This is a genomic window from Pseudoalteromonas sp. CNAT2-18.1, from assembly GCF_022347865.1.
GTDB lineage: Bacteria > Pseudomonadota > Gammaproteobacteria > Enterobacterales > Alteromonadaceae > Pseudoalteromonas > Pseudoalteromonas ruthenica.
In genome coordinates this window covers 290665-303738 of sequence record NZ_JAKRFR010000005.1, presented here as the reverse complement: position 1 = coordinate 303738, position 13074 = coordinate 290665, and the positions used below count along the sequence as shown (strand labels likewise).

The following is a 13074-nucleotide window of genomic DNA, read 5'->3' as shown; positions in this document are numbered from 1 at the left end:
ACTTTTTCTTTAAAAATAAGGATCTTATGTTTAATTAATGTTAATTTTTGTTTTTAAATTATTGTTTCTTTTCACTTATCTGTGCAGCAAAGTTCGCAAACTTAATTTACTAAGCTGACACGCTCGTCTGTTTTCCGTTAAAGTAACGGCTAAGTTCAAAGGAGCCGTAATATGAAAGATTACCTGATAGCGCCGTCTATTTTAGCAGCCGACTTTGCTCGCCTCGGTGATGAAGTAGAACGCGTATTGGCGGGTGGAGCCGATGTGATTCATTTCGATGTAATGGATAACCATTATGTTCCCAACCTTACTTTTGGCCCTATGGTGTGCAAAGCGATACGGGACTTTGGTATTAGTGCACCGATTGATGTGCACCTAATGGTTAAGCCTGTTGATAGTTTAATTCCGCAGTTTGCACAAGCCGGTGCCAGTATTATTACTTTCCACCCCGAAGCCAGTGAGCACATTGATAGAAGCTTAGCGCTAATCAAAGAACAGGGTTGTAAAGCCGGGCTGGTCCTCAATCCCGCAACACCTTTGCATATTTTAGAGCATGTGATGGATAAACTGGACGTTATTCTTCTGATGTCGGTGAATCCAGGTTTTGGTGGCCAAAGTTTTATTCCCCATACATTAGAAAAGCTGCGCCAGACCCGCGCATTGATTGATGCCAGTGGCCGTGATATTCGCTTGGAAGTGGATGGCGGCATAAAAGTAGATAACATTGCTGAAGTTGCAGCAGCCGGCGCCGATATGTTCGTGGCTGGTTCGGCGATTTTCAACCAACCCGATTATAAAGCGGTGATTACGCAAATGCGCGACCAATTGGCAAAGGTGCGGGCGTGAAGTATCAAGCGCTGCTATTTGACCTAGACGGCACCTTAGTGGATAGCGCTGAGGATATGTATATTGCTAGCAACTTGATGCTAACTGATTTAGCACGGCCCATCGTCTCGCAAACTATGGTGCGTCAGTTTGTAGGCAATGGTATTGAGATGCTAGTGAAACGACTCCTGAGCGGTGACATGGCGGTGAATCCCCACCTCAGCGCTGCAGATATAGAGCGAGCGACCTCGCTGTTTTTCAGCCATTATGAAGCGGTAGTTGCTGAGCATAGCGCGCTCTATCCCCATGTAGAAACGGTACTTGCAGCATTTGCACATATTCCCAAAGCTGTGGTGACTAATAAAGCGCGTCGCTTTACCTTGCCGCTGTTAGAGAAAATGGCCATTGCCCGCCATTTCGATGTTGTTGTATGTGGCGATGACGGCGACAAGAAACCGGCCGCGACACCGCTTTTGAGTGCGAGCGAACAATTAGCCGTTGCACCTAAAGACTGCCTTATGATCGGAGACTCCAAATCTGATCTATTGGCTGCGCAGGCAGCCGCAATGGATTGCCTTGCACTTACCTATGGCTATCATCAAGGCGAAGATTTAAGGCAATACAATCCACAGTACCTCTGTGACCAATTCTTAGATATAATCACGACCATTAATTGATCAGTAATAAAGGAACATCATGAGTAAACCCGTAGTGTTAAGTGGCATTCAGCCAACCGGTGGTATGACAATAGGCAATTACGTTGGCGCCATTAACCAGTGGCTTAGCTTGCAAGAGCATCATGAAAGTTACTTTATGCTTGTTGATTTGCACGCCATCACCATTCGCCAAGAGCCTGAGGTGTTAAAATCGCGAGTATTAGATGGCATTGCTCTGTACACCGCATGCGGTATCGACCCACAGAAGTCAGCGTTATTCGTGCAATCACAAGTGCCAGAGCATGCCCAATTGGCATGGGTGCTAAATTGCTACGCACAAATGGGTGAGCTTAACCGCATGACCCAATTTAAAGATAAATCATCCAAGCATGCTAACAATGTCAATGTTGGTTTGTTTTCTTACCCGGTATTACAAGCGGCTGATATTCTTTTATATCAGGCTGACCAAGTGCCTGTTGGCGAAGACCAAAAGCAGCACTTAGAGTTAACCCGTGATATCGCGACCCGCTTTAACAACCTATATGGTGAGGTCTTTAAAATTCCTGAGCCATATATCCCAGAATTTGGGGCTCGGGTAATGAGCTTGCAAGATCCATTGAAAAAGATGTCAAAGTCGGATGATAACCCCAATGGTTACATCATGTTGCTGGATGAACCTAAGAAAATAGAGAAGAAGCTGAAAAAAGCGGTGACCGATTCCGATGAACAGGCGCGTATCTATTTCGATCGTGAAGAAAAGCCCGGGGTGTCTAACTTGTTGACCTTACTGTCAGTGGCGACCAAGCGTAGCATTGATGAGTTAGTCCCTGAATATGAAGATAAAATGTATGGGCATTTGAAGAAAGATACTGCTGAAGCGGTGGTTGGTATGATTGAGCCAATCCAGCAGCGCTTCAAGGAGATCCGTGAAGATCAGCCACTGCTTGAAAAGATCATGAAAGAGGGGGCCGAGAAGGCCAGTGCTAAAGCCGCCCCCACTTTGAAAGCGGTGTATGACGCATTAGGGTTTATCCCGCGCCCATAGATGGCTTGCCAGTGTAAATGACCACAAAAGCCAAGCGCGAGAGCTTGGCTTTTTAATGGAAGATTCCATGTTATTGATGATAGATAATTACGACTCCTTCACCTTTAACCTGGTGCAGTATTTCCAGCGCCTTGACCAAGAAGTGCTGGTAAAGCGCAATGATGAACTCACGTTAGCTGAGATCCGTGCGTTAAACCCAGCACATATCGTGCTTTCACCGGGCCCTTGTAGTCCCAATGAGGCGGGGGTATGTGTGGATGTGGTGCGTCGCTTTGCCGGACATATTCCTATTTTAGGAGTTTGCTTGGGGCATCAAAGTATCGCCCAAGCTATGGGGGCGCAGGTGGTGCGTGCCAAGCAAGTTATGCATGGAAAAACGTCAACCATCTATACTAAGGAGCAGGGCGTATTTGCGGGGTTGCCGCAGCATTTCGACGTATGTCGTTACCACTCTTTAGTGGTGGCCCCAGCGTCTCTGCCTGAATCCTTAGAAATTACAGCGTGGACACAAGATGAGCACGAAAACATGGATGAAATCATGGGTTTGGTTCATACTTCTAAGGCATTGGAGGGTATTCAATTTCATCCTGAGGCCATTCTAACTGAACATGGGCTCACGATGTTGCAGCACTTCATTCACAGGTACTAGGGCTTATAAGCGTTAGCAGCCTCAACGCAGCAAACATATAGAAGCGGTATAACTTAGTAATTATGGTGACTAAAACAGAGCAAATTCGCCAACGTGTGGATGCCCTAGAACAGCGTTTTAATGACTTGCTGTTAGGGCATAGCTTTGCGCAGCAACAAATAGGTTTTATTAAGACCTTTGATATTCAATATGGTAAACCTCTTAAGCAGCGGACCTTATTGGAGGTCGAGCAGGCGGCGCACAGTCAACGGCAAAAACAAAGCTCAGAAAAGCTGCAGTTCACCGCCAAAGTCAGTACCAAATTACACGCGATCATTGAGAATGCAATCAATGAGCAGCTCCACAATGCTGATAACCTATATTCCGAAGTGTTAGGTATCCAAGATGCGGTCCCCACTATTTTAGATATCCTAGGCGCAAAAGCGGCGAGCGTTGGCCGCTTAGAGCCGCTCGTGAATGATTTGAGTTGGCTCGGGCGAGAACTCGTTACCTTAGTGAACTTACCTCAGTATCGCCAAGAGCGAGCCAATCGTGGTGTGAAGATTGACACCCCCGCGTTGGCGATTCGCTATTTGGGTTTAGATAACCTCCGCCTAACAATTCCTACTTACGCTATGCGCCATTGGTTGCCACACAGCACTGAGCCTTTTAGTTTATTGAAGCGTAAGTTACGCGAATCAGCAATGAGTCGAGCGATAGCGGCGTATGAGCTGGCTCAACTTCAGGGTCTTAATCCATACAGTGCGTATATCGCTGCGTTGTTCTTGGATTTAGGCCGGGTCGCGCTAACAAGACTGTACTTACGTTTGTTCCAACAGATTTGGCAACGTAAGGTGACGTTGGCACGAGATGAAGGCAACAAACGCCTCCATGATGCGCTCATTGCTATCGAGCCTGATCCACTGTATTTACGTAACCTTTTCGTTGAGCGCTCGTTGGAGATCACCCGCTCATTGGTCGAGAAAATGGGCTTTCGCTATATTGGCCTTAACGCACTGCTGGATGATTTTGCTTTGGTCGAAGCCAGTGAGCAGTCTGGCTTGGCGCAGGTTTTGGTGCATGCTAGCTGCTACAGTCAATATTTGATGCTGCACGAGCATCAACTTATTGAAGATGACGAGCGCACCCTGTGGTTCAACTATGTGGGTCTGCAAAGTGACCATGTCCAACACCTAGAAAAGACCAATTTGCACAATTTAGCACTGCAAATTGACGGCTAACTGAAAATTTTTTGTAAATTTTTTTGCGTATATTCATTCATTATTCACTCCTTGGGCTCTTTCGGTGCTGCGCATAAGCTATAGTTCAATTTCCTAAAAGAATACCAAGATAGTTATTCACTGATTATGAAAAACTATCCTCAAAGCCTTTGTTTTCAAGGGCTGCATGAAAGCTTTGCATGAGACTTTAAGGTCTTTTTCTGAAATAATGGGATATCAACTAGTGTACTGCGCTACTTAAAAGTAGGCCGTATTTATCGCTTTTCGTGTCCCGCCTGTCGGCGTGCTTTAGATGCGACACAAAAGTAATACTCAGTGAGGAAATGAAATGACAGTTAATCGCGCTTTATTCGACGAGGTAATGGTACCTAATTACAACCCTTCTGCGGTTATCCCTGTACGCGGCGAAGGTTCGCGGGTGTGGGATCAGCAAGGCAAAGAGTTTATCGACTTCGCTGGTGGTATTGCGGTTAACTGTTTAGGCCATTGTCACCCAGCCTTAGTCAACGCCTTGAAAGAGCAAGGTGAAAAAATTTGGCACCTGTCGAACATCTGGACCAATGAACCAGCCTTGCGTTTAGCAAAGAAGATGACCGACAACACCTTTGCTGACAAAGTGTATTTTGCTAACTCTGGCGCTGAAGCCAATGAAGCTGCACTAAAGCTGGCACGTCGTTGGGCAATCGATGTGCACGGTGAGCACAAATCGAAAATTATCTCCTTCAACAAAGGTTTCCATGGGCGCACCTTCTTTACCGTGACCGTAGGCGGTCAGGCTGCGTATTCTGACGGCTTTGGCCCTAAACCGGGTGACGTCGTTCACTGCGACTATAACGACCTGGAAAGCTTCAAAGCGCTGATTGACGATAATACCTGTGCGGTGATGATGGAGCCGTTGCAAGGTGAAGGCGGTATTATCGCGCCGGAGCAAGCATTTGTTGAGGGTGTGCGTGAACTGTGTGACCAGCACAATGCTTTACTTATTTTTGATGAAGTACAAACAGGTGTAGGTCGTACCGGCGAGCTTTACGCTTACCAAGGTCTTGGCGTGACGCCAGACATTCTAAGCTCAGCAAAAGCGCTCGGTGGTGGTTTTCCTATCGGTGCAATGTTGACCACAGCAGAGATTGCACAGCACCTTAAGCCGGGTACACATGGCTCTACCTATGGTGGTAACCCACTTGCTTGTGCGGTAGCCGAAGCGGCATTTGACACCGTAAACGACGCCACGGTACTGGCCGGTGTTAAAGAAAAAGAAGCGTTATTCAAATCGCTACTTAACGACATCAATGCTAAATACGACGTATTTTCTGAAATTCGTGGTAAGGGCTTGCTGCTAGGTGCAGTTGTTAACGATAAATTCAAAGGTCGTGCACGCGAATTCTTAGTTGCGAGTATGGAGCAGGGGTTGATGTCGCTTGTTGCGGGTGCCGATGTAGTACGCTTCACTCCGTCTTTAGTGATCCCTGAAGCCGATATCCGTGAAGGCATGGCGCGCTTTGAAAAAGCGGTAGCAAGCCTAGTCTAACCTGCCTGGGGCTGCAAAGCCCCATCCTGTAGTAAGTAAATTGCTGGAGTTCCACCTTGCCTTCTCGGTGAGGTTACGGGCTCCTTTGGTATTTAACCTTTAGGGAGTAAGCGAGTCGATGATGATTCTTCGCCCAATCCAACAAGATGATTATCAGGATTTATTGATCATGGCCGAAGAGTCGGGCCATGGTTTTACATCCTTGCCGTTAAATGAAGAGTTGCTGCAGAATAAAATCGCACGCTCCGTACAGTCATTCGCGAAGCCGACTGAAAAGGCTGGAGACGAGGGCTATTTATTCGTATTGGAAGACAGTGAAACCGGTGAAATTGCGGGAACCTGTGGCATTGAAGCTGCAGTGGGCCTAGACGATGCATTTTACCACTACCATCTCAGCAAAGTGATTCATTCTTCACGCACTTTGGGAGTGTATAAAGCCGTTGATATTCTTACTTTATGTAATGACTATACCGGTGCAACAGAGCTGTGTACGCTGTTCTTGAAGGAAAAATACCGACAAAAATACAACGGCAAACTATTATCGAAGTCACGTATGCTGTTTATTAATCAGCACAGACAGCGCTTTGCCGATACCGTTATTGCAGAAATGCGCGGCGTGTCTGATGAAAATGGCGATAGCCCATTTTGGCAGTGGTTGGAAGAGCACTTTTTCTCAATGGATTTTCCGACGGCTGATTACCTCACCGGTATTGGCCAGAAAGTATTCATCGCTGAGTTGATGCCAAAATATCCGATTTACGTCAACTTATTGAGTAAAGAAGCACAACAGGTGGTAGGGGAAGTGCACAGCAATACTCGCCCTGCCATTGAGTTGTTAAAAAGTGAAGGTTTCACTTTTAACGGTTATGTCGATATTTTCGATGCCGGACCGACGGTTGAAGCGAAAGTTGATAACATTCGTACTATTGCAAACAGCTCGTTACGTGAAGTGGTTATTGCAGATAACCCAGGTGAGCAAGCGGTATTAGTAGCGAACCAAGGCCTGCAAGACTATCGTGCTGTGGTTATTGAATGCGAATACAACGACGGCGAACAACATATCACACTAAGCCAAGCAACGGCGGATGCTTTAAAGGTTAAAGCAGGCGAGCGCGTTAGCGTGGCAGCATTATAAGGAGCAAGCAATGTCTCATTTAGCTCAATTCATTAATGGTCAATGGACAGCAGGTGAAGGCCAGGCCTTCAATTCCATTAACCCAGCGAACAACGACGTGATTTGGCAAGCAAACAGTGCCACACCACAGCAAGTTGATGCAGCGGTAAAGGCAGCGCGAGAAGCGTTTATTCCTTGGACAGATAAAACCGTAGAGCAGCGCTTAGAGGTGGTTAAAGCCTTCGTTGAGCAACTTAAAGAAAACAGCGAAGAGCTGGCACTGATTATTGCTCAAGAAACCGGAAAACCATTATGGGAAACGCGCACAGAAGCAGCCGCGATGATTGGCAAAGCAGGCATCTCAGAGCGTGCTTATCATGAGCGCACTGGCACAGTAGAAAACCCAATGCCAGTAGGTAAGGCTGTTATTCGCCACCGTGCACATGGCGTGGTTGCTGTATTTGGCCCATATAACTTCCCGGGTCACCTACCAAATGGGCATATCATCCCAGCGCTGTTAGCGGGTAACACGGTGATCTTTAAACCGTCAGAGCTGACCCCAGCAGTGGCGGAATTCACCTTAAAGTTATGGCAGCAAGCTGGATTACCACAAGGGGTGATTAACCTCGTTCAGGGTGAAGTTGAAACGGGTAAAGCCTTAGCTTCTCACCCAGGTATCGATGGTCTATTCTTCACCGGTTCATCGCGCACAGGTCACGTGTTACATGAGCAGTTCGCAGGTCAGCCAGGTAAAATCTTAGCGTTGGAAATGGGTGGTAATAACCCTCTCATTGTTAAGGATGTAAGCGATGAAAAAGCAGCAGTACATGATATTTTGCAATCAGCCTATATCTCTGCTGGACAGCGTTGTACGTGTGCCCGTAAGTTATTCTTGCCTGCGGGTGAGCAAGGCGATGCGATTCTTGCTCAGTTAATTACGGCGACTAAGAACATTAAAGTGGACGTCTATGACGCACCAGAACAGCCGTTCATGGGATCCATGATTTCTGAAGCAGCGGCAAAGGGCCTGGTTGCGGCGCAGCAACAACTGGTTGAGCTCGGTGCAGAAGTGTTAGTAGAGCTTAAACATACAGCGGGCACGGGCTTTGTGACTCCTGGAATCTTGGAATGTAGCAATGTTAGTGATTTCCCTGATGACGAGCATTTCGGACCACTTTTGAAAGTATTCCGTTACACGGAGTTTGATGACGCCATTAACAAAGCCAATGATACAGCCTATGGCTTATCTGCTGGCCTGTTAAGTGACAGTGAGCAAGACTATGAATACTTCTTGCGTCGCATTCGTGCCGGTATTGTTAACTGGAACCGCCCAATTACGGGCGCATCGAGCGCAGCACCTTTCGGTGGTATTGGTGCCTCAGGCAATCACCGTGCAAGTGCTTACTATGCAGCAGATTACTGTGCCTACCCAGTTGCTTCTGTGGAACTTGAGAAAGTAACGCTTCCTGAAAAGTTGAGCCCAGGGCTGAGCCTCGACTAATAGCGAATTTATCTGGGTCATAAAAAAGCAGCTTCGGCTGCTTTTTTTAGTGCTAAGCAAGCACTTCAAAGTGGCTATAAAAGCATCGTAAGTCCTAGCTTTTCGGCTAAGTTTCTGCTTAAATCTAGAAAGATTTATAAGAAGTTGATGGTGTTTAATGGTTCTCGACAGACAAGGCTATGATGATCTCATCATGTACCTCACGCAAAACCTCTCGTTGTTTGAGAAGTCCGGTGAGGTCGCTCCTGATGCGCCGACGGTCATGGAGCTTATAGAAGATGTGATCGCCGAGCATGTAATGCTCATCTGTCAGCAGCACACCGAGCTCGATACCGAGCAGCGCAGTCAAATCGTACGTGAAGTCGATGGTATTGTGTACGACCTTCAAGAAGTTCTCAGTAGTGTCACTAATCAACCTGTAACCAAAGAGCAGCGCGAGTTTATTGACGAGTTTGCCGGGTTGATTAAAAACTTATTTGATAACGCCGTCGCTCGCGTATCGGCCTAAGCCGTCGCTCGCGTATCGGCCTAAGCCGTCGCTTTTGCGTACCAAGGGTAAGCATCGTTTAAACTTTGCATTGCCGGTAGCCTCATTTACAATCGCTGTAAACTTATTACCAATAAGAGGTTTACATGCAAGCGAAAGTAAAATGGGTAGAGGGTGATACCTTCATCGGCACATCTGACTCTGGCCACAATGTAGTATTCGATACTGGCAGTGATAGCCATGCCCCTTCACCAATGGAAATGGTTCTTATGTCAGCTGGAGCTTGCTCTTCGGTTGATGTGGTGAGCATCCTAAAGAAAGCTCGACAGCAAGTGAGTGACGTACAAGTTCAGCTCAGTGCCGAGCGCGCGCCATCAGCCCCAAAAGTGTTCACTAAGCTTAACCTGCATTTTGTTGTAAGTGGCAAAGAGGTCAGTGAGAAGCATGTTGAGCGCGCTGTTTCACTGTCTGCGGAAAAGTATTGCTCGGTGGCATTGATGCTGGAAAAATCAGTGCAAATCACGCATAGTTTTGAAGTACAAGAAATCGCTTAAAAAGTGCTTTTTCAAGGGGCCAAATTGGGCTAAAATCCGCGCTCTTTTATGGCCCCGATGCGGCTTTTAGCGACTAGGTTTTAAGGTTGGTTTATAGTGAACAAACCCTTCGATAAAATTAAACTTCATGGTTTCAATAACTTAACCAAAAGTTTAAGCTTCAGCATATACGATATCTGCTATGCCAAAACAGAGCAGCAGCGTAAAGAGTACATTGAGTACATTGACGAGCAATACAGTGCTGACCGCCTCACTGATATTTTAGGTGAAGTCGTAGACATAATCGGCGCCAATATTCTTAACGTGGCGCGTCAGGATTATGACCCACAGGGCGCGAGTGTGACTATCTTGGTTTCTGAAGAGCCAGTGCATGAACAAAGCTTTGATAGCGAGGAAACACCAGGCCCGTTACCGGACTCTGTCGTGGCGCACTTGGATAAAAGCCATATATGTGTACACACTTATCCGGAAGCTCACCCTCATGATGGGATTTGCACTTTTAGGGCCGATATTGAAGTATCGACCTGTGGCGTGATCTCGCCATTAAAAGCGCTCAACTTCTTGATCCATTCGTTAGAATCCGATGTTGTGACCATAGACTATCGCGTCCGAGGCTTTACTCGCGACGTTAATGGTGTGAAGCATTATATCGACCATGCCATTAATTCTATCCAAAATTACATGACAGAGGACACCAAAGAGCTCTATCAGATGATGGATGTGAATGTGTATCAAGAAAACTTGTTTCACACCAAAATGATGCTTAAAGAGACAGACCTGAATACCTATCTATTCGGCGTTACCACCGATGAGTTAGAGCAACAAGAGACTGAAGAGATCCGCACGCGTCTCAACCGTGAGATTCAAGAAATCTTTTACGGTCGTAACCTGCCTGACGCGTAGCGATCACTCAGATAGGCAAATCCACCGGCGCTAAATGTTCAAGGGCCCGCTTTTTCACTAGCAGGTCCTTGATCAGAGGCGTTAAAAGCAACTCCATGGCCAAGCCCATTTTGCCACCAGGAACGACCAGCGTGTTCATGCGTGACATAAAGCTTCCTTCAATCATTTGCAGAAAATAAGGAAAGTCGACATCGTCTATGCCGCGAAAACGGATCACCACAAAACTCTCATCTAAAGATGGAATATCTTTGGCGCTAAAGGGGTTAGAGGTATCTACCGTTGGTACTCGCTGAAAATTGATGTGGGTGCGGGAAAACTGCGGGGTGATGTGGTTAATGTAATCATCCATGCTGCGAATAATCGAGCCCATAACCGCTTCGCGAGAATGACCGCGCTCTGATGTGTCTCGGATCAGCTTTTGGATCCACTCTAAGTTAATGATTGGCACCATGCCAATGAGTAAATCCACATGCTTGGCAACGTCGTAGTCTTCATCAGCAACCCCACCGTGCAAGCCTTCGTAGAACATCAGATCTGTGCCTTGCTCAAGTTCTTGCCAAGGGGTGAATGTGCCTGGTAACTGATTATAGGGAACGGCTTCGTCAAAGGTGTGAAGGTAGCGACGGACCTTACCATTACCGGTCTCGCCGTAATTGGCAAACAGCGACTCTAGTGCCTCAAAGTCATTGGCCTCACGACCAAAGTAGCTAATATGGCGTCCTTGTTGCTCTGCTTCACGAGTCTTCTTGTCCATTTCTGGGCGGGTATAGCGATGAAAGCTATCACCCTCAATAAACGCGGCATTTATGTCTAGTGCACGGAAAATGTGCTTGATTGCATTGGTTGTTGTGGTTGTGCCTGCGCCTGAAGAGCCAGTAATTGCCACAATAGGGTGTTTCGCCGACATAAGATTAACCGTTTGTTAATTAGAATACCCTTTATAAAGGTGCAGTGCAGTGAAATCAAGCCTAGTTACTTGCGAGACGGTGAATTCACGTTAGTATAGGGAGATTGCCAATAACAATAAAAAATTATGCGTAAATTCAAAAATCTACTGCTTGGTAGTGCCGCTCTTATCGTCACTGCCTCGGCGCCAGCTTGGGCGTTAGATAGCCAAGTATTGCTTTTGCGGGAGCATTCACAAGGTATCGATGTTTCCGCCATCAGTGATAAAGCAGGGTACAGCAATCAACCTTGGCTTACCGCCAAGGGGGTGTATTACACCCAAGCGGTGACTCAAGCACAGCAATCACAAACAGACATCTTCTTTTACGACTTCGCTACCAACAACCGAGTGAACGTTACACAAAGCAAAAACAGTAGTGAGTATTCACCAACGATGATGCTTGATGGCGATGCAATCTCTGCCGTGGTAGTCGAACCGAATGCGGCACAAAAGTTATGGCGTTATCCGTTAGATGGCACGGCGCCGCAGCGAATCTTCGACAACGGCATGACCATAGGTTATCACGCTTGGGGGCCGCAAGGCGTGTTGGTCTTTGCCTTAGGCGAGCCACATAGCATTCATTATCTGCCTCTTCAAAACCCCAAAAAGGGCAAGCACATCGTTGATAACCCCGGTCGCACACTGAGCTATAACTCGGCACTGCGGGTTTACACTTACACCTTTGAGGAACAAGGGCAGAGTTGGTTCGCCACCTATGCAGTTGATGATGATGTATCGAGCAAAGCCTTTCGCCTGCCACAAGGTGTCCAAGATTACACCTGGTTTGACGCGCAGACGGTGATTTATGCAAATCAAAATCGATTATATAAGAAACAGTTGGGTAATGCTCAGCCAGCGCAGCTATGGCACGACTTAAGCGCCCATTGCCAAGGTACCATTACACGCGTGAGCTACCTAGCTACAGAGAAGACCTTGGCATGGGTATGTAATGCCAAAGCTAAAGAGAGCTAATGGCGATTGCAAAAGCGTTGCCAGTGGGTGTGGGCATTCACAACGCGCACCCCTCGGACTATCTTTTGCAATAAGCGCATATCGGCGAACTCTCGTTGTGGGTATTCCTTGAGGCCGAGCAGATAACAAAACCCAGCTTTACTGCCTAACTGCATGGCACTAATACGAACCTGCTGCTCGAAGTTTAGACGTAAACTACTCAAAGCGGTTTTGTGGCCGTGCTGATCCACGGTGGGCAGAGCACATTTTTGTAGGTAGCCAGCGCGCTCTCCCTCGCCGGAAAACCAAATTCGTGCCTTTTCACTGTAACGACCAGATTTTGCAGGTAAATCAAACAGTAAGCGTTGATGTCCATGATCTTTCAACCATTGCACATATTCATGTAACCCACAGGAGAATAAGTGTGGATGGATGGGGATTTTACGCGCTTTGATTTTGCCATGAGTATGCACATGCAAGTAAGCGGTGCCAGTGCCTAAATGCACATCTTCCAAAGTGAGGCTGCCAAGTTCATCACTAAAGCCGCCGGTATAATAGGCCAGTAGAGGCAGCCAGAAATGCCAATGCTTGGCTTGCTCGCGTGGTTGTTTTTCGTCGCCGTACACATACCCTGAAAACAGGGTGTGTAATTCCATAGCAGAAAATGGCCGCCGTCCTAGATGGGTTTTCACAGC

14 protein-coding genes are annotated in these 13074 nt (G+C 47.0%); 12 read left to right on the top strand and 2 right to left on the bottom strand.

Going from position 1 to position 13074, the window contains the following annotated elements; genetic code table 11:
• The first annotated feature begins 171 nt into the window (after window positions 1–171).
• The 11 genes from rpe to speD all read left to right on the top strand — a co-directional run bounded on the left by rpe (window position 172) and on the right by speD (window position 10482).
• On the top strand, window positions 172–846 hold the full coding sequence (gene rpe / locus MHM94_RS12950) for a ribulose-phosphate 3-epimerase (protein WP_235419500.1): 675 nt from the start codon (window positions 172–174) through the stop codon (window positions 844–846).
• Window positions 843–1502, top strand: coding sequence for an HAD-IA family hydrolase (locus MHM94_RS12945; protein ID WP_235419501.1), 660 nt, complete (start codon window positions 843–845; stop codon window positions 1500–1502). The genes rpe and MHM94_RS12945 overlap by 4 nt, the downstream gene beginning before the upstream one ends.
• Before the next feature lie 19 nt (window positions 1503–1521).
• On the top strand, window positions 1522–2526 hold the full coding sequence (gene trpS, locus MHM94_RS12940; protein WP_022945585.1) for a tryptophan--tRNA ligase: 1005 nt from the start codon (window positions 1522–1524) through the stop codon (window positions 2524–2526).
• Window positions 2527–2593: 67 nt separating this feature from the next.
• Entirely contained in the window at window positions 2594–3175 is a 582-nt protein-coding gene (locus tag MHM94_RS12935) for an aminodeoxychorismate/anthranilate synthase component II (RefSeq protein ID WP_235419502.1), read from the top strand.
• Window positions 3176–3237: 62 nt separating this feature from the next.
• On the top strand, window positions 3238–4395 hold the full coding sequence (locus MHM94_RS12930) for an HDOD domain-containing protein (RefSeq protein WP_022945587.1): 1158 nt from the start codon (window positions 3238–3240) through the stop codon (window positions 4393–4395).
• 328 nt (window positions 4396–4723) lie between these two features.
• Window positions 4724–5923: an aspartate aminotransferase family protein gene (locus tag MHM94_RS12925; RefSeq protein ID WP_045979171.1), complete on the top strand. Its 1200-nt coding sequence runs from the start codon at window positions 4724–4726 to the stop codon at window positions 5921–5923.
• A 118-nt stretch (window positions 5924–6041) separates the two neighbouring features.
• Window positions 6042–7058, top strand: coding sequence for an arginine N-succinyltransferase (gene astA / locus MHM94_RS12920; protein WP_022945589.1), 1017 nt, complete (start codon window positions 6042–6044; stop codon window positions 7056–7058).
• A 10-nt stretch (window positions 7059–7068) separates the two neighbouring features.
• Window positions 7069–8538 (top strand): succinylglutamate-semialdehyde dehydrogenase, encoded by a 1470-nt coding sequence (astD, locus tag MHM94_RS12915; RefSeq protein ID WP_045979172.1) that lies wholly within the window; start codon window positions 7069–7071, stop codon window positions 8536–8538.
• Window positions 8539–8695: 157 nt separating this feature from the next.
• Window positions 8696–9046, top strand: coding sequence for a DUF3802 family protein (locus MHM94_RS12910; RefSeq protein ID WP_022945591.1), 351 nt, complete (start codon window positions 8696–8698; stop codon window positions 9044–9046).
• Window positions 9047–9171: 125 nt separating this feature from the next.
• The gene (locus MHM94_RS12905) at window positions 9172–9579 is read left to right on the top strand and encodes an OsmC family protein (RefSeq protein ID WP_022945592.1); all 408 of its coding nucleotides are present in this window, start codon (window positions 9172–9174) and stop codon (window positions 9577–9579) included.
• Between the two features lie 96 nt (window positions 9580–9675).
• A complete protein-coding gene (gene speD / locus MHM94_RS12900; RefSeq protein ID WP_022945593.1) occupies window positions 9676–10482 on the top strand; it encodes an adenosylmethionine decarboxylase in 807 nt (268 codons plus the stop codon).
• 7 nt (window positions 10483–10489) lie between these two features.
• Here speD and MHM94_RS12895 read toward each other — a convergent pair whose 3' ends face one another.
• Window positions 10490–11389, bottom strand: coding sequence for a phosphoribulokinase (locus MHM94_RS12895; protein ID WP_235419503.1), 900 nt, complete (start codon window positions 11387–11389; stop codon window positions 10490–10492).
• Between the two features lie 126 nt (window positions 11390–11515).
• Between MHM94_RS12895 and MHM94_RS12890 the strand changes: the two genes are divergently transcribed.
• Entirely contained in the window at window positions 11516–12400 is an 885-nt protein-coding gene (locus tag MHM94_RS12890; RefSeq protein WP_235419504.1) for a hypothetical protein, read from the top strand.
• Here MHM94_RS12890 and MHM94_RS12885 read toward each other — a convergent pair.
• A complete protein-coding gene (locus MHM94_RS12885) occupies window positions 12397–13071 on the bottom strand; it encodes a hypothetical protein (protein ID WP_235419505.1) in 675 nt (224 codons plus the stop codon). The genes MHM94_RS12890 and MHM94_RS12885 overlap by 4 nt on opposite strands.
• Window positions 13072–13074 lie beyond the last annotated feature (3 nt).